The 21,330-nt window shown below is 70.0% G+C and carries 24 protein-coding genes; 9 read left to right on the top strand and 15 right to left on the bottom strand.

The genetic code is table 11. The annotated features are described in order from the left end of the window. Window positions 1–138: 138 nt before the first annotated feature. Window positions 139–615, top strand: coding sequence for an Lrp/AsnC family transcriptional regulator (locus AAFN86_RS14505; protein ID WP_347544065.1), 477 nt, complete (start codon window positions 139–141; stop codon window positions 613–615). A 233-nt stretch (window positions 616–848) separates the two neighbouring features. Next, complete coding sequence (locus tag AAFN86_RS14500) at window positions 849–1,394, top strand: hypothetical protein (protein ID WP_347544064.1); 546 nt, start codon at window positions 849–851, stop codon at window positions 1,392–1,394. Window positions 1,395–1,567: 173 nt separating this feature from the next. Here AAFN86_RS14500 and AAFN86_RS14495 read toward each other — a convergent pair whose 3' ends face one another. The 9 genes from AAFN86_RS14495 to carA all read right to left on the bottom strand — a co-directional run bounded on the left by AAFN86_RS14495 (window position 1,568) and on the right by carA (window position 10,455). Continuing rightward, window positions 1,568–2,815, bottom strand: a complete 1,248-nt coding sequence (locus AAFN86_RS14495; protein WP_347544063.1) for a threonine ammonia-lyase — start codon at window positions 2,813–2,815, stop codon at window positions 1,568–1,570. 88 nt (window positions 2,816–2,903) lie between these two features. Next, the gene (gene greA, locus AAFN86_RS14490) at window positions 2,904–3,377 is read right to left on the bottom strand and encodes a transcription elongation factor GreA (RefSeq protein WP_347544062.1); all 474 of its coding nucleotides are present in this window, start codon (window positions 3,375–3,377) and stop codon (window positions 2,904–2,906) included. Window positions 3,378–3,493: 116 nt separating this feature from the next. After that, the gene (carB, locus tag AAFN86_RS14485) at window positions 3,494–6,739 is read right to left on the bottom strand and encodes a carbamoyl-phosphate synthase large subunit (protein WP_347544061.1); all 3,246 of its coding nucleotides are present in this window, start codon (window positions 6,737–6,739) and stop codon (window positions 3,494–3,496) included. Between the two features lie 4 nt (window positions 6,740–6,743). Then, window positions 6,744–7,061, bottom strand: a complete 318-nt coding sequence (locus AAFN86_RS14480; RefSeq protein WP_347544060.1) for a hypothetical protein — start codon at window positions 7,059–7,061, stop codon at window positions 6,744–6,746. Continuing rightward, window positions 7,061–7,255: a hypothetical protein gene (locus AAFN86_RS14475; protein ID WP_347544059.1), complete on the bottom strand. Its 195-nt coding sequence runs from the start codon at window positions 7,253–7,255 to the stop codon at window positions 7,061–7,063. The genes AAFN86_RS14480 and AAFN86_RS14475 overlap by 1 nt, the downstream gene beginning before the upstream one ends. Before the next feature lie 3 nt (window positions 7,256–7,258). Then, on the bottom strand, window positions 7,259–7,558 hold the full coding sequence (locus AAFN86_RS14470) for a hypothetical protein (RefSeq protein ID WP_347544058.1): 300 nt from the start codon (window positions 7,556–7,558) through the stop codon (window positions 7,259–7,261). Next, window positions 7,558–8,190 carry a LysE family translocator gene (locus tag AAFN86_RS14465; protein ID WP_347544057.1) on the bottom strand — a complete coding sequence of 211 codons (633 nt, stop codon included), beginning with the start codon at window positions 8,188–8,190 and terminating at the stop codon, window positions 7,558–7,560. The genes AAFN86_RS14470 and AAFN86_RS14465 overlap by 1 nt, the downstream gene beginning before the upstream one ends. Next, on the bottom strand, window positions 8,190–8,948 hold the full coding sequence (locus tag AAFN86_RS14460) for an SDR family oxidoreductase (protein WP_347544056.1): 759 nt from the start codon (window positions 8,946–8,948) through the stop codon (window positions 8,190–8,192). Before AAFN86_RS14460 ends, AAFN86_RS14465 begins: the two co-directional genes overlap by 1 nt. A 121-nt stretch (window positions 8,949–9,069) precedes the next feature. Further along, window positions 9,070–10,455, bottom strand: a complete 1,386-nt coding sequence (gene carA / locus AAFN86_RS14455) for a glutamine-hydrolyzing carbamoyl-phosphate synthase small subunit (protein ID WP_347544246.1) — start codon at window positions 10,453–10,455, stop codon at window positions 9,070–9,072. A gap of 212 nt (window positions 10,456–10,667) precedes the next feature. Here carA and AAFN86_RS14450 point away from each other — a divergent pair, with 212 nt between their 5' ends. Both AAFN86_RS14450 and AAFN86_RS14445 read left to right on the top strand, forming a co-directional pair. After that, entirely contained in the window at window positions 10,668–11,120 is a 453-nt protein-coding gene (locus AAFN86_RS14450) for a GatB/YqeY domain-containing protein (RefSeq protein ID WP_347544055.1), read from the top strand. Between the two features lie 138 nt (window positions 11,121–11,258). Next, entirely contained in the window at window positions 11,259–11,708 is a 450-nt protein-coding gene (locus AAFN86_RS14445) for a DUF3592 domain-containing protein (RefSeq protein WP_347544054.1), read from the top strand. Between the two features lie 43 nt (window positions 11,709–11,751). On the opposite strand, the gene AAFN86_RS14440 is transcribed toward AAFN86_RS14445, so the two are convergent. The 5 genes from AAFN86_RS14440 to AAFN86_RS14420 all read right to left on the bottom strand — a co-directional run bounded on the left by AAFN86_RS14440 (window position 11,752) and on the right by AAFN86_RS14420 (window position 14,960). Then, the gene (locus tag AAFN86_RS14440) at window positions 11,752–11,970 is read right to left on the bottom strand and encodes a DUF3126 family protein (protein ID WP_347544053.1); all 219 of its coding nucleotides are present in this window, start codon (window positions 11,968–11,970) and stop codon (window positions 11,752–11,754) included. 750 nt (window positions 11,971–12,720) lie between these two features. Beyond that, complete coding sequence (locus tag AAFN86_RS14435; RefSeq protein ID WP_347544052.1) at window positions 12,721–13,167, bottom strand: DUF4214 domain-containing protein; 447 nt, start codon at window positions 13,165–13,167, stop codon at window positions 12,721–12,723. A gap of 55 nt (window positions 13,168–13,222) precedes the next feature. After that, a complete protein-coding gene (locus tag AAFN86_RS14430; protein ID WP_347544051.1) occupies window positions 13,223–13,663 on the bottom strand; it encodes a nucleoside deaminase in 441 nt (146 codons plus the stop codon). 62 nt (window positions 13,664–13,725) lie between these two features. Beyond that, window positions 13,726–14,226, bottom strand: a complete 501-nt coding sequence (locus AAFN86_RS14425) for a DUF2852 domain-containing protein (protein ID WP_347544050.1) — start codon at window positions 14,224–14,226, stop codon at window positions 13,726–13,728. 104 nt (window positions 14,227–14,330) lie between these two features. Beyond that, window positions 14,331–14,960, bottom strand: a complete 630-nt coding sequence (locus AAFN86_RS14420) for a TetR/AcrR family transcriptional regulator (RefSeq protein WP_347544049.1) — start codon at window positions 14,958–14,960, stop codon at window positions 14,331–14,333. 281 nt (window positions 14,961–15,241) lie between these two features. Between AAFN86_RS14420 and AAFN86_RS14415 the strand changes: the two genes are divergently transcribed. The 5 genes from AAFN86_RS14415 (at window position 15,242) to rsmD (ending at window position 19,092) form a co-directional block, all read left to right on the top strand. Further along, window positions 15,242–15,952, top strand: a complete 711-nt coding sequence (locus tag AAFN86_RS14415) for a gamma-glutamyl-gamma-aminobutyrate hydrolase family protein (RefSeq protein WP_347544245.1) — start codon at window positions 15,242–15,244, stop codon at window positions 15,950–15,952. Next, window positions 15,949–16,839 carry a pseudouridine synthase gene (locus AAFN86_RS14410; RefSeq protein ID WP_347544048.1) on the top strand — a complete coding sequence of 297 codons (891 nt, stop codon included), beginning with the start codon at window positions 15,949–15,951 and terminating at the stop codon, window positions 16,837–16,839. Before AAFN86_RS14415 ends, AAFN86_RS14410 begins: the two co-directional genes overlap by 4 nt. Window positions 16,840–16,923: 84 nt before the next feature. After that, entirely contained in the window at window positions 16,924–17,922 is a 999-nt protein-coding gene (locus tag AAFN86_RS14405; protein ID WP_347544047.1) for an aldo/keto reductase, read from the top strand. A gap of 7 nt (window positions 17,923–17,929) precedes the next feature. Next, window positions 17,930–18,529: a TetR/AcrR family transcriptional regulator gene (locus AAFN86_RS14400; protein ID WP_347544046.1), complete on the top strand. Its 600-nt coding sequence runs from the start codon at window positions 17,930–17,932 to the stop codon at window positions 18,527–18,529. Continuing rightward, a complete protein-coding gene (gene rsmD / locus AAFN86_RS14395; RefSeq protein ID WP_347544045.1) occupies window positions 18,526–19,092 on the top strand; it encodes a 16S rRNA (guanine(966)-N(2))-methyltransferase RsmD in 567 nt (188 codons plus the stop codon). The genes AAFN86_RS14400 and rsmD overlap by 4 nt, the downstream gene beginning before the upstream one ends. A 391-nt stretch (window positions 19,093–19,483) precedes the next feature. Here the strand turns inward: rsmD and mutL are convergent, their stop codons facing one another. After that, window positions 19,484–21,313, bottom strand: a complete 1,830-nt coding sequence (gene mutL, locus AAFN86_RS14390) for a DNA mismatch repair endonuclease MutL (RefSeq protein WP_347544044.1) — start codon at window positions 21,311–21,313, stop codon at window positions 19,484–19,486. Between the last annotated feature and the right edge of the window lie 17 nt (window positions 21,314–21,330).

Here is a 21,330-nt window from a genome sequence, read left to right as displayed (position 1 = left end):
AATCCATACCTTGTTGCAATTCTCTGGATATCGGGCACTCCCGGCGCCCCCACAACCCAATGCCTTGATGGACGGGGCTCCTGCAATGATATTGCGCCAGAGGCCGCGCCTGAGCAACGAAGCAAACGAGTTGGCACGATGAACCGCGAACACGACCCCGATCTCGACTCGGTGGACCGGCACATCCTTGCCGAACTCCAGCAGGACGGCCGGATGACCAATGTCGAACTGGCCCGGCGGGTGAACCTGTCCGCCCCACCCTGCCTGCGCCGCGTGCGACGGCTGGAGGAAGCCGGCATCATCCGCGGCTACCACGCCGATGTGGATCCGGTGTCCCTTGGCTGGGAAATCACCTTCTTCGCCCTGGTCGGGCTCGAATCGCAGAAGCTCGCCGTGCTCGACGCCTTCGAGTCGCTGGCGACCGCCTGGCCCGAGGTGCGCGAATGCCACATGATCCGCGGCGGCGGCGACTTCCTGCTGCGCCTGGTTGCGCGTGACACGGCGCATGAGAACGAGTTGACCACGCGGCTGACCAACGCAGCCTCCGTGCTGCGGGTGCAAACGCTGCAGACGATCAGGACGGCGAAGGACGCGGCGGGGGTGCCGATCGGGTGAGGAGGGAACCGGGGTGGACGCTGCCCTCTCCGAGATGCGCGGTCAGGTATCGGTGTCCGGAGGCCCCTGGGGGCTGAACGCGTCCATGCCCGGCAGATGATGGCGGAGATGCGATTGAAGCCTTCGCCGGCGGATGCCGGTTGATCCAGATCATGGCCGCGGCCGCCCTCGTGGCGGAAGGTTTGGTGGCCGCGTTGTGAGAGCGTCGGCAACGCCAGCGATGGAGATCCGCCATGAAGCGCCGTCCGCTCCTGCTCCTCCCGTTCCTCGCTGCCTGCCAGTCGGTCGAGGTTGAGCGGACTACAACCCTTGTCGCGGTCGTCGAGACTGTGGACCAGCAGGCGCGTGAAGTGCTGCTGCGCGGCCAGGCGGGCGCGCAGACCGGCAAGCTGGTGACGGTGGTCGCCGGACGTGCCGTGCAGCGTCTCAACCAGATCAAGGCGGGCGACCGCGTGACGGTGCGGTACTATCAAGCGCTTGCGGCGCAGGCGGTCCCTGCGGGCGCGCCAGGCAGCCAGCCCTTCGCCGGCGTGGCGATCGCGCGAGAGGCGACGCGACCGGGCGGCGAGGTCACCAAGGTCCGCTCGGGCCGGGTCACCATTACGGAGGTCGATCGGCTGGGTGGTACGGTCAGCTTCGTCGGCCCGAACAACATGTCGCGAACCGTTACCGCGGAGAGCCTGGATACGCGGGCTTTCATCCTGGGACTGCGGGTCGGGGAGCAGGTGGACATGGTCTATGAGGAGGCTCTGGCGATCTCGATCGAGCCGATGGGGTAAGGCAGGCGCCATCCGGGTGGAATCACCCGGGCGGATGAAGATGCCCGTCGAAGCTGGGCCGGAGCGGTTCCAATCTTGTCGGAACCGCCCCGGGACGAAGACCGCCAGCGGCCGCCTTGGCCTTCAGATCGGCAGTCCTGCGCGCATGGGGCGCTGCCCCTGCGGGCCCCGCATCATCCGCGCCTGACGACGTAATCCGCCGCTTCCATCGCCGCGATCAGCGCGTCGCCTTGGGCCGCGTCGCGCACTTCAATCATCAGGTGCAACTCGGTGCTCTGCACGGTCGGTGCGCCGAACAGCTGCTGGTGCTTCACCTCGATGACGTTGCCCCCGACATCGGAGATGCGCTGGGCGATGTCGGCCAGCACGCCGGGCCGGTCGGGAATGTCGAAATGCAGGCGCAGGATGCGCCCGTCGCGCAGCAGCTGGCGCAGCAGCACGTTGGACAGCGCGCGCGCATCGATGTTGCCGCCGCACACCGTGGTCCCCACCACCTTGCCGGCGAAGCGTTCCGGGTAGGTCAGGATCGCGCCGAGGGCCGCCGCACCCGCGCCTTCCGCCACCACCTTGGCACCCTCGGCGAGCAGCGCGACAGCCTGCTCCACGGCACGTTCGGGCACCAGCAGCACCTCGACGCCAAGCTGGCGCAGGATGTCGAGAGGCGTTTCCCCCACATCGCGCACGGCGATGCCCTCGGCGATGGTCGGCCCGCCGACCGAGACGGGCTGGCCCGCCAGGCGCTGCGCCATGGCGGGATAGCCTTCCACCTCCACGCCATAGACCTTCATCCCCGGGCGCAGCTCGGCCGCCGCGCTGGCGACGCCGGCGCAAAGGCCACCGCCGCCGATCGGGATGACCAGCACCTCGATCTCCGGCGCATCCTCCAGCATCTCGATCGCCATGGTGCCCTGGCCGGCGATCACCGCGGCGTCGTCATAGGGGTGGACGAAGACGAGCCCTTCGCGCCGTGCAAGGTCATGCGCATGCGCGGCGGCCTCCGCGAGCGTCTCGCCATGCAGCACGACGCGCGCGCCCCAGGATTCGGTGCGCACCACCTTCGTCGCCGGGGTGAATTTCGGCATCACGATGGTGGCCTTGACGCCGGCGAGCTGCGCATGGCGCGCCACCGCCTGCGCGTGGTTGCCGGCCGACATGGCGATGACGCCGGCCGCGCGTTCGCGCGCATTCAGCAGAGCGAGCCGGTTCGCTGCCCCGCGTTCCTTGAAGGCGCCGGTCGCCTGCAGATTGTCGAGCTTGAGGAAGACGCGCGTACCCGCCGCGCGGCTGACCGCGGGGCTGTCGATGGTGGGCGTGCGCAGGATGGCGCCGCGAATTCGCTCCGCCGCGGCACGAATGTCGGCGAGCGTGACGCTCGGCACGACAGGGGCCTCGGTGGGATGAAGCGCGTTCACGGCGGACATGGGAGTTCCTTGATGTGGTGGACCAGAAAGACGAAGGGCGCGCCGGGTGACCCGGAGCGCCCTGGCCGCACGGCAATGTCGCCGGCGGTCAGGCGTAATGAACGGCGGTAATCTCGACCGAACGGGCGCCGCCGGGGGCCGGGACCTCGACGGAATCGCCGACCTTCTTGCCCATCAGCGCCTTGGCGAGCGGCGAGGTGACGGAGATCGACCCATTCTTCATGTCGGCCTCATACTGGCCGACGATGCGATAGGTCTTGGCGTCGTCGCTTTCCTCATCGACGATCGTGACCTTGGCGCCGAACAGCACCTTGTCGCCCGACAGCCGGGAGACATCGATCACCTCGACCGACGGAATGATGGATTCGAGCTCGCCGATGCGGCCCTCGATGAAGGACTGGCGTTCGCGGGCGGCGTGGTATTCCGCGTTCTCCGACAGGTCGCCATGCGCGCGCGCTTCGGCGATCGCACGGATGATGGCCGGGCGTTCTTCGGATTTGAGGACCTTCAGCTCCTCCTCGAGACGCAGCAGGCCCTCGGCGGTCATCGGGAACTTCTGCACGGCGAACCCTTCCCAAAGATAGTAGCCCCCCAGGCCGGCCCTCGGTCCGGGGTGAGCCAGGCCTGGCGGTCGGTGGGGGGAGAGACGCCACGGGGGCCCGAAAGGCCCCCATGTGGTCAGAACGACGCAGCAAAATACGCTTGCAGGGGGGCCACATCAAGGGTTCCGGCCTTCAGGGCCGCAATCGCGTGCACCGCGGCACGGGCACCGGCCGCCGTGGTGTAGTGCGGAATGCCATGCGTCAGGGCGGACCGGCGGATGTCGAAACTGTCCGCCACCGACTGCCCGCCGCCGGTGGTGTTGATCACCAGCTGGATGTCGCCGGACTTCATGGCGTCCACGCAATGGGGCCGGCCTTCCAGAACCTTGTTGATCACCTGGACCTCGAGCCCGGCCTCGCGGATGCGCCCCGCGGTGCCGCGGGTGGCCAGGATGCGGAAGCCCATATCAGCCAGCCGCCGCGCCATGGTCACCGCCGCCGCCTTGTCGCTGTCCTTCACCGAGATGAAGGCCGTGCCCGCTTCGGGAAGCTTCACCCCCGCCCCGAGCTGCGCCTTGAGGAAGGCACGCTCGAAGGAATGGTCGAGGCCCATCACCTCGCCGGTCGACTTCATCTCCGGCCCGAGGATGACGTCGACGTTCGGGAAGCGGTTGAAGGGGAAGACGGCTTCCTTGACCGCGACATGACGGGAGACGGCGTCGTCGTCGAGATTGAAGGTCGACAGATGCTCGCCCGCCATCACCCGCGCGCCGATCTTGGCGACCGCGACACCTGTCGCCTTGGCCACGAAGGGAACGGTGCGGGAGGCACGAGGGTTCACCTCCAGGACGTAGATGTCGCCGTCCTTCACCGCGTACTGCACGTTCATCAGCCCCTGCACCTTCAGCGCGCGGGCCATGGCTTCCGTCTCGGCCTTCAGCTCCGTCACGATCGCCGGCGGCAGGGAATAGGGTGGCAGGGAACAGGCGCTGTCACCGGAATGGATGCCGGCTTCCTCGATGTGTTCCATCACGCCGGCGACATAGACCTGGCCCGCAGCGTCGCAGATGCAGTCGACATCGACCTCGATGGCGTCGGCCAGGTACTGGTCGATCAGGATGGGATTCTCGCCCGAGACCTTCACGGCTTCCGCGCCGAAGCGGCGGAGCTGTTCGTCATTGTAGGCGATCTCCATCGCGCGGCCGCCGAGCACATAGGAGGGCCGCACCACCACCGGATAGCCGATGCGGTTGGCCTCATGCACGGCCTCGTCCAGCGTACGCGCCGTGCCGTTCTGCGGCTGCTTCAGGCCGAGGCCCTTCAGCAGCTGCTGAAAGCGCTCGCGATCCTCGGCGATGTCGATGGCCTCGGCGGAGGTGCCCAGGATCGGGATGCCCGCCTTGTGCAGCGCCTGGGAAAGCTTCAGCGGCGTCTGCCCGCCATACTGGACGATGCAACCCAGCACCTCGCCGGATTCCTGTTCCTTGCGGATCAGGGCGATCACGTCCTCGGCCGTCAGCGGCTCGAAATACAGTCGGTCGGAGGTGTCGTAGTCGGTGGACACCGTCTCCGGGTTGCAATTGACCATGATGGTCTCGTAGCCGGCATCCCGCAGCGCGTAGCAGGCATGGACGCAGCAATAGTCGAATTCGATGCCCTGGCCGATGCGGTTCGGCCCGCCGCCGAGGATCACCACCTTCTTGCGCGCGGTCGGGCGCGATTCACACACCGGCACGCCGAAGCCGCCTTCGTAGGTCGAATACATGTACGGCGTCTCGGAGGCGAATTCCCCCGCGCAAGTGTCGATGCGCTTGTAGACCGGCTGCACGCCAAGCCTGCCGCGCAGGGCAGCCACATCGGCCTCCTTCACGCCCGCGATGGCCGCCAGCCGCGTGTCGGAAAAGCCGAGCGCCTTGAGCGTCCGCATCGCGTGGGCGGTCTGCGGCAGGCCCTTCGCCTTCACCTCATTCTCGGCCATGACGATCTTCTCGATCTCACGCAGGAACCAGGGATCGAATTTCGATGCCTCGTGGATTTCCTCGATCGAGACGCCGGCGCGCATCGCCTGCGCGGCGACGACCACGCGGTCGGGCTTGGGCGTGGCCAGCGCGGCGTGGAAGGCCTGCGCGCTGCCATCGCCCGGCACCGCGATCTCATCGAGGCCGGACAGCCCCGTCTCCAGCCCGCGCAGGCCCTTCTGCAAGGCTTCGGCGAAGGAACGCCCGATCGCCATGGTCTCACCGACCGACTTCATGCTGGTCGTCAACGTCGCCGGCGTGCCGGGGAACTTCTCGAAGGTGAAGCGCGGGATCTTCACCACGACATAGTCGATCGTCGGCTCGAAGGAGGCCGGCGTGACCATGGTGATGTCGTTCTGCAGCTCATCGAGCGTGTAGCCGACGGCGAGCTTCGCCGCGACCTTGGCGATCGGGAAGCCGGTCGCCTTCGAGGCCAGCGCGGAGGACCGCGACACGCGCGGGTTCATCTCGATGACCACCATGCGGCCATCGGCGGGGTTGATGCCGAACTGCACGTTCGACCCGCCGGTATCGACGCCGATCTCGCGCAGGCACGCGATGGATGCGTCGCGCATCCGCTGGTATTCCTTGTCTGTCAGCGTCAGCGCGGGCGCGATGGTCACGCTGTCCCCGGTATGCACGCCCATCGCGTCCAGGTTCTCGATGGAGCAGATGATGATGCAGTTGTCCGCGCGGTCGCGGACGACTTCCATCTCATACTCCTTCCAGCCCAGCACGCTTTCCTCGACCAGCACCTCGGAGGTCATGGAGGCGGCGAGGCCGGCGGCGACGATCTGGTCGAATTCTTCCTTGTTGTAGGCGATGCCGCCGCCCGTGCCGCCGAGGGTGAAGGACGGCCGGATGACGCAAGGCAGGCCGACGACCTTCAGCGCATCCCAGGCTTCCGGCATGGTGTGGGCGATCTCGGAGCGCGGGCTCTCGATGCCGATCTTCGTCATCGCGTTGCGGAACTTCTGGCGGTCCTCGGCCTTGTCGATCACCTCGGCCTTGGCGCCGATCAGTTCGCAGCCGTATTTCGCCAGGATGCCCGCTTCCGCCAGCTTCAGGGACGTGTTGAGCGCGGTCTGCCCGCCCATGGTCGGCAGCAGCGCGTCCGGGCGCTCCTTGGCGATGATCTTCTCGAGCATCTCGACGGTGATGGGCTCGATGTAGGTCGCATCCGCCAGCCCCGGATCGGTCATGATCGTGGCCGGGTTGGAATTCACCAGGATGACGCGATAGCCCTCGGCGCGCAGCGCCTTGCAGGCCTGGGCGCCGGAATAGTCGAACTCGCAGGCCTGGCCGATGACGATCGGGCCGGCGCCGATGATGAGGATGGACTTGATGTCGGTGCGCTTGGGCATGGGATCAGGCCTCGGGGGAAGAAGGGGCGGCGGCGGGGCCGCCTGCCAGGAACAGGGCGCCGCAGACGAGCGCCTGGGAGAGCAACAGCAGGGGCAGATGGTCCGCGGGCGCAGCGCGCCACCAGGCTGGCGCGAAGGCCCACAGCCCGGCCTGCAAAACGCCGAGCGCGCCAATACCGGCCAGCGCGACACGCCGCGCGCGGGATGCGACCCCGCGCGTCAGCGGCCAGACCAGCGCGGTGGCGAACCCGCAGCCAAGCAGGAGGGCGAAGCCGAGCAGGCCAAGCAGGAACAGCCCGAGATCGGGATCCATCTGGTCCATCACGGTGCCCCGCGTGGCGCCGGCGCCGGGCGGCATTCGGGCCGCGGGCGGGCATCGACATCGCTCACTCGCCCGATATTCGACCGCGCGCCCGCATCGTCGCAGACGCTCTGCAGGCCGCGCGGCGGGTCCTGCCATTCGGTGATGCCGCAGCCGGCCAGCAGCGGCAGGGCCGCCAGGATCACGCGACGCATGGTTCAGGGGCTCCGCGGAAACAGCAGCAGGATCAGGAAGGCGACCAACCCGGCCAGCGCCCCGCCGATCAGCGCGCCGGCCACGGCTTCATCGGCGAAGCCGCCGCGCTCGAAATTCACCGCCCAGGTGCCGGCCACGGCGATGGCGATGCCAAACGCCGCGCAGACCGCGACAAAGGGCCGCTGCACCCGCGGCCCACCCAAGCCACGCGTCAGCCGCCAGAACAGGAGCACCGCCGGCAGGAAGCCGATCAGCGCCGCCGTCGCGCCATGCGCGAGTGCATCGAGGCCATAGAGATACATCAGCGCCGCCCATCGGTTGCGAGACGCACGGCGATCAGCCCCAGCGCGGCGCCCAGGATCCAGCGCTGCGCCGCCATCCAGCCCGGCCGCGTGCCGAGGAACCGCGCCACCCCCGCCGCGCCATAGACCAGCACGCCGTCGAAGATGATGGCGACGGTGATCTGCACCGCGCCCAGCACCACGCCCTGGGTGAAGACATCGCCGCGCGCCGGGTCGATGAAGGGCGGCAGCACTGCCACGTAGAACAGCGCGACCTTCGGGTTCAGCGCCGCAGTCGCGAAGCCGACAGAGAACAGCCGTGCCGCCGGTTCGCGCGGCATCGCACGCGGCGCGAAGATCGGCTGCCCGCCCGGCCGCAGGCATTGCAAGGCGAGGAAGGCCAGGTAGACCGCCCCGCCGATCCGCAGCACGTCCCACGCATAGGGCACGGCGAACAAAGCGGCGGTCAGCCCCGCGGCCGCACACAGCATGATCAGCAATGACCCGACCTGGCAGCCCACCAGCGAGACCATGCCGGCGCCCGTCCCCTGCGCTAGGGCGCGGGAGACGAGATACAGCATGTTCGGCCCAGGCGTCGCCGCGAGGCCGAGCGAGAGCGCGGCAAAGACGAGCAGCGTCTCGACGGAGGGCATCACCCGTGCACCGAGAACCCGCCATCCACCGGGATGGCCACGCCCGTGATGAACGCTGCCGCATCCGACGCGAGGAACGCCGCGACGCCCTCGAAATCGCCGGGCGCACCCCAACGCTTGGATGGCGTGCGGCGCAGCACGTCCTCGTTCAGGTTCGCCATGTCCTGCCGCGCCTTGCGCGTCAGGTCGGTGTCGATCCACCCGGGCAGGATGACGTTCACCGTGATGCCGTCCTCGGCCCAGGCCACCGCCATGCTCTTCGTCATCTGCACGACGCCGCCCTTGGATGCGCCATAGGCCGCATGGAAGGGCAGGCCGAAGATCGACAGCATCGACCCGTTGTTGATGACGCGGCCGACGCCGCCGGCCTTGAGGAACGGATACGCCGCCTGCGCGGCGATCATGCCGGAGGTCAGGTTGGTCGCGATGACGGTGTGCCAATCCTCCATCCGGTAGACCTCCGGACGGTTGCGGATATTGGTCCCGGCATTGTTCACGAGGATGTCGAGCCGCCCGAGCCGATCGGCCGTGGTCGCCACCATGGCGCGGATCGAGGCTTCGTCCGTCACGTCCACTTCGACGCTGTCGGCGGCGGCGCCCAGCGCCTTCAACTCGGCGACGGCGGCGGCATTCTTGGCGGCATTGCGCCCGGCCACCATCACGGATGCCCCGGCCTTCGCCAGCCCCCGCGCGAAGCCGAGCCCGATGCCGCCATTGCCGCCGGTGACGAGCGCCGCGCGCCCCTTCAAATCGAACATGCGAGTTCCCCTCCTTTGCGCGGCCGATCCTGACCTGCGCGCCGCCCCAGGATCGCCCGGGAAGCGGGCTTCGTCGGGCGGGTCGGCGCCATGGTCATCGGACGCGATCCTGCGCCCGGGTTCAGCCCCGGTTCGCCTTGGACGCCTCCATCATCTCGACGAAACGATGGAAGAGGTAGTGGCTGTCGGTCGGCCCCGGATTCGCTTCCGGGTGGTACTGCACGGAAAAGGCTGGGCGGTCGGTCGCCGCGATGCCTTCATTGGTGCCGTCGAACAGCGAGACATGCGTGACCTTGGCATGCGCCGGCAGTGTCTTGGGGTCCACCGCGAAGCCATGGTTCTGGCTGGTGATCTCGACCTTGCCGGTGGTCAGGTCCTTCACCGGCTGGTTCGCCCCGCGATGCCCGCGCGGCAGTTTGTAGGTCTTGGCCCCCAGCGACAGCGCCAGCAACTGATGCCCCAGGCAGATGCCGAACACCGGCAGCTTCGTCTCCAGCACGCCCTGGATCGCCGGGACGGCGTACTCGCCCGTCGCCGCCGGGTCGCCCGGGCCGTTCGACAGGAACACGCCATCCGGCTTGTGGGCGAGGATCTCCTCGGCCGTCGCCGTCGCCGGCACCACCACCACGTCACATCCGGCCGAGGCCAGGCAGCGCAAGATGTTGCGCTTCGCCCCGTAATCGACCGCGACGACCTTGTGCGTCGGCGCCACCTGCTGGCCGAAGCCGTCCGGCCATGCCCATTCCGTCTCGTTCCAGGCGAAGGTCTGGCGGCAGGTGACCTCCTTCGCCAGGTCCATCCCCTCCAGCCCCGGCCAGGCCGCCGCCTGGGCGCGCAGGGCAGGGATGTCGAACTTCCCATCGGCGCGGTGGCAGATCACCCCGTTCGGGGCGCCGAGGTCGCGGATGCGCACCGTCAGCGCGCGGGTGTCGATCCCCGCCACGCCCGGAATGCCATGCGACACCAGCCAGCCATTCAGATGCCTGGTGGACCGGTAATTCGCCGGCTCCGTCACGTCCTGCTTGACGATCAGACCGCGCGCGGCCGGCGTCAGGCTCTCCAGGTCCTCGATATTGGTCCCGACATTGCCGATATGGGGGAAGGTGAAGGTGATGACCTGCCCGGCATAGGACGGGTCGGTCAGCGTCTCCTGATACCCGGTCATCCCGGTGTTGAAGCAGATCTCGCCGACCGTGGCGGTCTCGGCCCCGAAGCCTCGGCCCCAGAAGATCGTCCCGTCGGCCAGCACCAGGCAGCCGGTGGCGCCGTCAGGGGGGGTATCGGCAGAGGCCATGGTCGGCTCCGTCTTCTGGGTTTCGCCGGGCGCGCCCGGCAGGTCGGACAGGGAAAGGCCGGTCGCGGTCAGTACCGCCGGCCAATGCTTGGCCGGGATGGCCCGGGCCTGGCGCCATTTGCGGATCGCCTCGGTGCCGACGCCGCAATGCGACGCCGCCGCCTCGGGACCTCCGAGCAGGGCGATGATATCTTCCACGGTGCGCATGGGCAGGGTTATGCCGGGAAGTGATTTCCCAAGGCAAGTCGAATTCGGCGGGTGGGAAATTTGCTCCCAGGCATCTCCCGCGCCAAGGCAGGATCCGTTCGCCTTCGCGCACGCCCCCTGTTCCATGCCGTTGTTCGATGGTGTGATTCACGCCTCGGCGATTCCACCTGCGGCGATCACGCTTTATAGCCGCCGCAACACGATCAAGGATGCCGACCATGTCTCTGCGCGACCGATTCACCGATGAACTCAAGGTGGCCATGCTGGCCCGCGATGCCGCCCGCGTCTCGACCCTGCGCATGATCACGGCGAAGCTGAAGGACACCGACATCGCCGCCCGTCCCGGCCCGCCGGTCGACGAGGCCGGCATCGTGGCCATGCTGCGCGGCATGGCGAAGTCCCGCGCCGAGAGCGTCGCCCTGTACCGCCAGGGTGGCCGCGAGGAACTCGCCGCCAAGGAGGAAGCCGAGATCGCCGTGATCGAGAGCTTCCTGCCGCAGCAGATGGACGATGCCGCGATGGCCGCCGCGGTCGACGCCGCCGTCGCCGAGACCGGGGCGACCAGCATCAAGGAGATGGGCAAGGTGATGGCGGCGCTGAAAGGCAAGTATGCCGCGGTGCTCGACATGGCGAAGGCCGGTCCGATGGTGAAGGCGCGTCTCGGCGGCTGACGCGTAGGGGCTGGCGGCCGTGGAGACTCTTGGCAGGCGTGTCCGGACAACGGGGCGTCCCGCTGTCGCGTCGCCGCGGCGTGGACTAGGCTCCCTTCGCAATCGGGCGCCTGGCGCGCCCCTGTTGGAGGTCCGGGCATGGCCACGGCCACGTCGTCGCAAAGCCGATGGGTCTATTGCGCCTTCTGCCTCGGCCTCGGCGCCCTGTTCGCTTGGCACGCCTGGTCGCAGGCGAGTGCCCATTGGACGCTGGCCTCACGCGGCCAGCGCACCGAAGCCGCCATCGTCGGCTATGACGAGGTGCGCGGGCGCCGCAGCACGACCTGGTATCCCGTGTTCCAGTTTGCCACTGCGGATGGACGCCGCGTGCGAGCCGCGTCCGGCGCCTCGGCCGAACCTGCGCAGTCGCCGGCCGGCAGCCGCGTGACGGTCGTCTATGATCCCGCGCATCCTGCGACGGTGCAGCAGGCATCGGCGCTGGAAGCCGGGCCGGGCGTGACGCCCTGGATCCTGGGCGCGATGGCGCTGCTGATGTTCGCTCTGGCCTCGGTCTTCCTGCTGCCGCGGAAGCCGAAGGCCACGGGCTGACGGCGCCGGAGAACTCGCCAGGCGAGCACTCCGGCGGTCAACCTCAGTTCGGCACTTCGAGGTCTTCCGACAGCACCACGATCTGGACGGCGTAGGACACTTCGCCATCCTCGGCATCGCGGTGGATGGTGCCGATGAACTCGTCGCCGACGCGCAGTTCGACGCTCGCGCCCTTGCGCTCCGGTGCCATCACGGCGATCCGGTTGTTGCCGAACAGACGGCGGAGATGGGCTTGCACGGCGGCGCGTTCAGCCGGGGTCATGGCGGGGTCCCTATACTCGGAAGGCCGGGTGGATAGCCCTGCCGGCCGGCCGGTGCAAATCGCCCGACCGGCGCGCAGGGCCTGCGGCCAGCCGAAATCGGGCCAGCCCGGCAGGGTGCAGAGCGGCGAGTCCAGCCCCTTGGGCGCGTCGCCCGGGCAGCCCCAGGCCTGGGCAGCGCCCCGGCATGCGCCATCGTCACCTGTTGCGCGAACATGGCGATGGTGCCGACCAGGTCCTCGTCGCCTGCCCCGGCGGTCCCCAGGTCGCCGTGCCGCGTGACCAGGCCGTCCTTGCTGTCATCGCCACTGATACCAACGGCCGAATTCTTCGACCGTCGGTATCGGCTTCAGCCTGCCCCCGGACGCGTCGTGCCGAAGGCACGCCCATGGCGTGAGGCGCAAACCTCCGGTTTGCTTGGCTCCGGTTTGCTTGGCTTTCGCCGGCCCAACTTCGCGGCCTCGGCACGAGTGAATGACTTCTGCCGTTGGTATGACGTCGGTGAAGGCGATGGAAGCGGGCAGCCCAGGCGTGACGATCGAGATCCGGTCGCCGTGCCCGGGGTGCGCGCCGCCGAACCCAATCTCGCTCGCTCACGGTAGCCGGCGCCGCTGATCGTGGCGGTGCTCGACGAGCACCTCGCCAACCGATTGGCCGGCCGCTTCCCCCATCGGGTCCGGCCGCCGCGCAGCAGGACCATCCACTGGCCTGTGCGGGCGAGGGACCGCCAGCGCCTTCAGGCGGCGCTCCGATCAGCCGCCCAGCCGTTCCAGTCGCGCGATGCGGGCCTCGAGCTGCGCTGCCTGGTGGGCCGCGACTGCGGCGAGCGTTTCGGCGAGCAGCCGCTGGGCCTCGACCAGCGCGGCGGCTTCCATCGTCGCCAGGCCGTCGCGCAGTTGGGTGAGGGCGCCGGACAGGTCGCCCGGTGCCGGCGCGATGGCCGGTGCCGCCGCGGCCATGGCCTGCGCCGGGGCTGGTGCGTCCGGCCAGCGCACGACGACGCCCAGGTTGCGGGCCTCCTGGCTGGCCGCCACTTCGTCGATCAGGGGCTGGCGGAGCTCGGGCCGGTTTTCCGCCCGCTGCAGGTAGTGTCGATAGCCATCCTCGTCCGGCCAACGATTCAGGATGACCGTGTAGAGGTTCACGACGAATTCGTGGTCGCTGCCGTTGAGCAGGTCGCTGCCGTTCAGTTCGCGCATGGCGTTCCGCTTCACCTGATGCCGCCGCGATGAATGGCGGGCCGCGCGCGACCGGTCAACGCCGGGCGGCGAAGAAGTCCCGCAGCAGCGCCGCGCAGGCGGTTTCGCGGAGGCCGCCGACGACCTCGGGCACATGGTGGCAAGAGGATGCGGCGAAGATCCGGGCGCCATGTTCGACGCCGCCGCCCTTGGGGTCATAGGCGCCGAAGGCTATGCGCTTCACCCGGAAGAACGACGCCGCCTGGGCGCACATGGGGCAGGGTTCGAGCGTGACGGTCAGGGTGCAGTCCGGCAGGCGTGGGGACCCGATCCGGGCGGTGGCGGCGCGGAGGGCGAGGATCTCGGCATGGGCGGTGGGGTCGCAGCGGGCCTCGACCTCGTTGCCGGCCTGGGCGAGGACGGCGCCCGACGCATCGGTGACCACGGCGCCGACCGGGACCTCCCCGCGCGCGGCGGCGGCGGCGGCTTCGGCGAGGGCGATGTCGATGGGGGTCATGGGGAAGGCGTAGAACGGAAACCGCCCGGCTGGGAACCAGCCGGGCGGTGAAGACCCCTGCGTCAGCCCTGCGCGGGCGGTTCCGGCGGTGCCGGCGGCCGCGGCCGCCGGTCCGTCATGAACTGCTCGAACTCCGCGCGGTCCTTGGCGAAGCGCAGGCGCTCCAGATAGGCGGCGAAGTCCTTCTGCTCCTCCTCCAGCCGGCGCAGCGTCTCGACGCGGTATTCGTCGAAGGCAGTATTGCCGGATGAGGACTGCCCGCCTCCGCACCAGGCCGGCCAGGCGGTCGGACCCATCGGCGCGGCGCCGCCGGGCACCATGCCGTAGCGCTGCCCCCAGCGGCGGCCGATGCGTCCCGACCCGATCATGAAGAACAGCACGGCCAGGCCGATCGGCCAGAAGGCGATGAAGCCCAGGACCATCGCGGCGATCATCACCGGCTTGGGCAGCGTCCAGGGGCTCCAGCCGGCGCAGGATGGGCCGCCTTCGAAGCGGGGGTCCCGCCAGCGGCGCTCGCGGCGGCTCGGATAGTCGTCGGAAGCGGGATAGGCGGAGGCGGACATGGTGCTCCTCACGGGTTCGGCCTGCGGGATGTAAATGCAAGCGACATTTACATTGGGGGTCAGCATGAGCCTGGTCAAGCAGATTCGATACGCGTGACGCTTCGTTACGGGCCGCCCGCCAGGCCCAGGCTCTGCAGGTAGATCAGCAGGCCGGCTTCCAGCAGGTCCTCGGCCGGCATGGGCAGTTTCCGTCTCGTCCCGGCCGGCCCGCAGAACAGGGAGGCGATGCCGTGCGACATCGACCAGATATGCAGCGCCACCATCAGCACCGGCGGGCGCCGGCCTTCGGGCAGCCGCGCGACCAGCACGTCCGTCGCCTCCCGCAGCACGCCGAAGGCGCGGTCGCCGGCGGCGGCCAGGCCCGGATGGGCGTCCTGGACGATACGCGTCTCGAACATCGCGGCGTAATAGGCCGGTTCGCGCCGCGCGAAGTCGAGATAGGCGCGGCCGAGGGCTTCATAAGCGCGCAGCGGGTCCGGCCTGCCGCCGGCCCAGGCGGCCGACAACGCCTCGGCGAAGCGTTCGAAGCCGCGCAGCGCGACCTCGGCGAGCAGCGCCTCGGCATCGCGGAAATGGCGATACGGCGCGCCGGGGGATACGCCGGCGAGACGCGCGGCCTCGGCCACCGTGAAGCCGGCGGGGCCGTGCTGGCTGATCAGATCGACGGCGGCGGCGACCAGCGCCTCGCGCAGATTGCCGTGATGGTAGCCGCGTCGCTCACCGAACCGGGACATGTGAGGATCATTTGCATTGCCCGCCGCGCCGCGTCCAGCGGCCCATGGGATGGGCCGCTGGAGTCCTTGTCCTGCCTCAGGCGCCGGCGCCGCCATGCGGCGGCCTGGCTTGCGCGCCTTGCACTGACGCACCGGGCGCAAAGATTGGTCCGGGCGCGGTCGCGCCGAGCGATCCGCAGGAGGAGGGCTGGAAGATTCAAACGTCGGCGCCGCCATGCGACGGGCCAGTGATCACCACTGTCGCGCTGGACGCCATGCCGGCGCACTCGCTATCTGGCGCCATGCGCAACCGTCCCCTGATCGGCGTCACCCTGGATTCGGAACCGGCCGGCGGCTGGTCGAAACTGCCTTGGTATGCCCTGCGGCAGAACTACTTCGATGCGGTGATCGCGGCCGGCGGCCTCCCGGTCGCCCTGCCGCACAACCCGGCATTGGCGGAAGCCTACATGGACGAAGTCGACGGCCTGCTGGTGACCGGCGGCGCCTTCGATGTCGATCCTGCCTTGTGGGGTGGTGGCGCACCGCATCCGAAAGTGACGCTCAAGCCTGGCCGCACGGATTTCGAACTGGCCGCGACGCGGGTGGCGCTGGCGCGCGACAAGCCGGTGCTGGGCATCTGCGGCGGGCAGCAACTGCTCGCCGTGGCCTTCGGCGGCACGCTGGTCCAGCACATCCCGGACGAGGTCGCCGGCGCGCTCGCCCATGAACAGCCGAACCCGCGCACCGAGGCGGGGCATGAGGTGCGCATCGCCGCTGGCACGCTGCTGTCGCGCATCGTGGGCGCCCCGCGCATGGCGGTGAATTCGGCACATCACCAGGCGGTGGCGACGGCGGGTTCCGGCATCGTCAATGCGGTGGCTCCCGATGGCGTGGTGGAAGGCGTGGAGCATCCCGGCCATCGCTTCGCGCTCGGTGTCCAATGGCACCCCGAATATGCGGTGGATCCGCGCGATCCGTCGATCTTCACCGCCTTCGTCGAGGCTGCCCGATGACCGAGGATGCCGACGACCCGAAGCGCGGCGAGCGCATCGCCAAGTGGCTGGCGCGCGCCGGCGTCGCCTCCCGCCGCGATGCGGAGAAGATGATCGCCGAGGGCCGGGTGAAGCTCGGCGGCAAGGTGGTGGAAACGCCGGCTACCTTCATCACGCCGGGCGACCATGTCGCCGTCGATGGCAAGCAGGTCGCCGCCCCCGAACGCACCCGCCTGTTCCGCTACCACAAGCCCGATGGGCTGGTGACGACGCATCGCGACCCGGAAGGCCGTGCGACGGTGTTCGAACGCCTGCCGCCGGGCCTGCCGCGGCTGGTCAGCGTCGGACGCCTGGACCTGACCAGCGAGGGGCTGCTGCTGCTGACCAATGACGGCGAACTCGCCCGCAAGCTGGAACTGCCATCCAATGGCTGGCTGCGGCGCTATCGGGTGCGCGTGCATGGGCGGGTGGATGAGAAGGCGCTGGCCGCCCTGATCCGCGGCATCGTCATCGAGGGCGTGATCTATGGCCCGATCGAGGCCGGGCTCGATGCGCGGCAGGGGACCAATTCCTGGCTGACCGTGTCCATCAAGGAAGGCAAGAACCGCGAGGTGCGGCGCGTGATGACGCATCTCGGGCTGGAGGTGACGCGGCTGATCCGCACCGCCTATGGCCCGTTCCAGCTCGGCGTGCTGCCGCGTGGCGCGGTCGAGGAAGTGAACGCCAAGGTGCTGCGCGACCAGCTCGGACTGGAAGCGCCGAAGCGGCTGCGCGAGATCGCCCAATCCCCCCTGCTGGCCGACCCGCCGCCGGAAGGCCCGCGCCGCCCGCCGCGGGCGCGCAGCGCGTCCATGGGGTCGCGGCGGCCGGTGCGCGGGCGGGAGGGACACAAGCCTCGCGGCGACTGACAAAAGTGCGATAACAAAAAACAGATATTGTCATTTCATCCGTGCGGCGGTAGCGTCCGGTCATCGCAACCGGAGTGCCGCACCATGTCCATCTCCACCCCGCGCCGCCTCGGCGGCCTCGACCATTACCCCATCGGCCTCGGCTGCATGGGCATGAGCGATTTCTACGGCCCGGCCGATGCGGCGACCTCGGTCGCCACCATCCACGCCGCGCTCGATGCCGGCGTGACGTATTTCGACACCGGCGATTTCTACGGCTCCGGCCACAATGAGATGCTGCTCGGCCGGGCGCTGGCCGACCATCGCGACCGCGCCTTCGTCGCGGTGAAGTTCGGCGCGCTGCGCGACCCGGCCGGCGGCTTCGTCGGCTTCGACGCCCGGCCGGCCTCGATCCGCAACTTCCTCGCCATGACGCTGAAGCGGCTCGGCACCGACCATGTCGATCTCTACATGCCCGCGCGCATCCCGGCCGATGTGCCGATCGAGGATGTGGCGGGGACCGTCGGTGATCTCATCCGCGCCGGCTGGGTGCGACATTTCGGCTTGTCGGAGGCGAGCGGTGCGTCCATCGCCCGCGCCCATGCCGTCACCCCGGTGGCGGCGCTGCAGATCGAATACGGGCTGCTGTCGCGCAGCATCGAGGCGAATGGCGTGCTCGATGCCTGCCGCGCGCACGGCATTCCCATCACCGCCTATGGCGTTCTCGGCCGCGGGCTGATCGGCGGCAGCCGGCCGAATGGACCTGGCGACTACCGCGCCCATTCGCCGCGCTTCGAGGCCGCCAACCTCGCCCGCAACACCGCACTCGCCGAGGCGCTGGCCGCCGCTGCCGCGCGCTTCGGCGCGACCCCGGCGCAGGCGGCGATCGCCTGGGTGGCCGCGCGCGGCGACGATATCCTGCCGCTGATCGGCGCCCGGCGGCCCGACCGGCTGGCCGAAGCGCTCGGCACCCTGGCACTCGACCTGCCGGCCGATGCCATCCCGGCCTTCGAGGCGGCGGTGCCCGACGGCGCCGTGGCGGGCACGCGCTACGACGCCGACCACATGGCGTCCCTCGACAGCGAACGCTCCGCCGCTGCATAGGAACGGGATGGACGTTCCGGCGGCCGATACCCGTACCCGCATCCTGGAAGCCGCCGCGGCGCTGCTGCGGCGGCACGGGCCGGACAAGCTCACCGTGCTCGATGTCGCCAAGCGGCTCGGCATGAGCCACGGCAATGTCTATCGCCACTTCCCGAGCAAGCAGGCGCTGCGCGCGGCGGTGGCGGAGGATTGGCTGGCGGAGGTGACGGCGCCGCTCGCGGTGATCGCCGCCGGCGATGCGCCGCCGCCGGCCCGGCTGCGCGCCTGGCTGTCCACGCTGGCCGCGATCAAGCGTCGCAAGGTGCTGGAGGACCCGGAGATGTTCGCCGGCTTCCATCGTGTCGTGGTGGAAAGCCCGGAGGTCATCGCCGCGCATGTCGGCGGGCTGGTGGCGCAGGTCGCGCGCATCCTGGCCGATGGCCGCGCCGATGGGTCGCTGCCCTCCGTCACGGCGCCCGAGGCGGATGCCCAGGTCGTGCTGACCGCGACGATGCGCTTCCACCACCCCGACCTGGTCGCATCCAGCGGCGAGGAGGCGGCGGCGACGGCCTTGCTCACCCGCGTCACCGACCTGCTGCTGGCCGGCTTCGGCGCGGTGGCGCGATGAGGATCATCGCCGGGCGCCACCGTGGCCGGGTGCTGCGCGCGCCAGAGGGGGCGGCGACGCGCCCGACCGCCGACCGCGTGCGGCAGGCGCTGTTCGACATGCTGTGGCACGCGCCCTGGGGCGGGCGGACAGTGGTGCAGGACCAACTGGTGCTGGACGCCTTCGCCGGTACCGGCGCGCTGGGGTTGGAAGCGCTGTCGCGCGGTGCCGATCACGCGACCTTCTTCGAGATCGATCGCGCCGCGCTGTCCGCCCTGCGCGCCAACATCGCCGCCTGCAAGGAGGAACCGCGCAGCGCCGTGCTCGCCGCCGATGCGACGCGCCCGCCGCGCGCGCGGGTGCCCTGTGGGCTGGTATTCCTCGACCCGCCCTATGGCCAGGGGCTGGTGGAAAAGGCGGTGGGCCGGCTGGACGCCGCCGGCTGGATCGCGCCGGGCGCTCTGCTGGTGGCGGAGGCGGGGCTGGAGGAGGCGATCGACCTTCCCGGCTTCGAGCCGGTGGCGGTTCGCAGCCATGGCGCGGCGACGGTCCATGTGCTGCGCGCGCCGGGAGTGGCGTGCTGACCGGCTGCCCGGCCACGCAAGGCGCTGCTGAATCCTGATCTTCAACTGGCGGTCCATGCACCGATCCGGTCACCCTGGTCGGGGTCGCTCACCTGTACAGGTCTTCAGGTCGCTTCATGGTGGCTACGGGCTGGGGACGTCGAAGTGGTGGTGCGGCACCGCAACCCGGCTCGAGGCGACGCGAACGTCCGCCGAGAGACGCCGCGCGGTGGTGGCTGACGCGCCGAGAGCTGCTCCTGCAATCGCACATTTGCTGGACGCCCTGGACAGGCCGCCGCCTCGCCATGCGCGTTGGTGTGGCCACGACGCCTGGCGACCTTGCCGATCATTCGGGCTCGATGCCGCAAGACCCGGGAAGTCCGCGGCGTGGTTGGCTGTGTGGCGGCGCAGGCTACCGCCGTCCGAACATGCGCTCGAGCGTCGCCGCATCCAGCCGCAGCACCGTCGGCCTTCCATGGCTGCACGTCGCCGCGCGCGGCGTGGCCTCCATCGACCGCAGCAGCGCATCCATCTCCGCGGCGTTGAGCCGCCGCCCCGCGCGCACGCTGCCATGGCAGGCGAGCCGCGCCACTGCGGCATCCAGCCGCCGTTGCAGCGATGCCGCCTCGCCAAGGTCGGCCAGTTCCTCGGCAAGGTCGCGCAGCAGCGGCGCGGGGTCGGGATTGCCGAGCAGCGCGGGCAGGGCGCGCACCAGCACCGCGCCTCCGCCGAAGCCTTCGATCTCCAGGCCGAGCCGCGCCAAGGTCTCCGCGTGGTCGATCAACCGCGCCGAATCGGCGGCGGGCAGGTCGACCACCGCGGGCAGCAGCAGCGGCTGGGCGCGCACCCCGCCTTCGACCAACTGGTTGTTCAGCGCCTCATGCGTCAGCCGTTCATGGGCCGCGTGCTGGTCCACCAGCACCAGCGCGCCGTCGGGTGCCTCGGCGACGACGTAGGTTTCCAGGATCTGAGCCACGGCGCGGCCGAGCGGGTGCTGCTCCGGCGCCCGTTCGCGCTGCCATGAGGCGACCGGCTGTGCGGCGGGGGCGAGGCCCAGCGCGCGTTGCATCGGCGGCGGCATGGACAGCGGGGGGGCGAGCAATGCGTGGCTCTCGGCGAAGCCCGGCCTTTGGGCATCCGGGGGCGCAGGACCCGGCTCAGGCGCAAACCCGGCAACCGCGCCGGGCGCTGAGGCAGGCGTGAAGGATGGCATCGCCACCGCCGTGCCGGCCCCCACCGCCAGCGCCCGGCGCAGCGCCGAGATCACCGCGCCGCGCACCTGCTCGCCCTCGCGGAAGCGCAACTCGGTCTTCATCGGATGCACGTTCACATCCACGCTCTCGGGCGGGATGTCGAGGAACAGCGCGGCCGCCGGGTGCCGCCCCTGCGGGATCAGGTCGCGATAGGCGACGCGCAGGGCGACGCGCAGCAGCGGGTCGCGCACCGGGCGACGGTTGACCACCAAATGCTGGCCCATCGTGGTGGGCCTGGTGAAGGAGGGCAGGGCGGCGAGGCCGCGCAGGTCGAGCGCGATCCCCACGGATTCCACCGGCACCGCGGCGGCGGCGAAACCCGGGCCGAGCACCTGGCGGATGCGCCCCTCCCAATCCGTCGCCGAAAGGGTCAGCACCTCGCGCCCGTCGCTCTCGACGCGGAAGGTGACGGCGGGCCAGGCCAGCGCCAGGCGGCGCACGGCCTCGATGGCGTGGTCGGCCTCGCTGCGCGGGTGACGGAGGAACTTCCGCCGCGCCGGGGTGGCGAAGAACAGGTCGCGCACCTCGACCCGCGTGCCGGGGGCACCGGCCGCCGGCGTGACAGGGCCGACATGGCCACCTTCGACCGCGATGCGATGCGCCGCACCGCCAGCCGGGCGGGAGGTGATGGACAGCCGCGCGACGGCGCCGATCGAGGGCAGCGCCTCGCCGCGAAAACCCAGCGTGGCGATGCGGAACAGCGTCGCTTCCTCGGGCAGCTTGGAGGTGGCGTGGCGTTCGATGGCCAGCGCAAGGTCGTCGGCATCCATGCCGATGCCGTCGTCTTCCACCAGGATCCGGTCCACCCCACCGCCTTCCAGCGTGACGGCGATGCGGGTCGCGCCGGCATCGAGCGCGTTCTCGACGATCTCCTTCACCGCGGCGGCCGGGCGTTCGACCACCTCGCCGGCGGCGATGCGGTTGGCAGTGGTCTCGGAGAGGCGGCGGATCAGGGGCCGGGAGGTCGACTCGGCCGCGGCGGCGGACATGTGACGAAGATAGCATG

The organism is Roseomonas sp. CAU 1739 (assembly GCF_039839775.1).
GTDB lineage: Bacteria > Pseudomonadota > Alphaproteobacteria > Acetobacterales > Acetobacteraceae > Neoroseomonas.
This window is presented reverse-complemented; position numbering and strand designations above follow the sequence as displayed.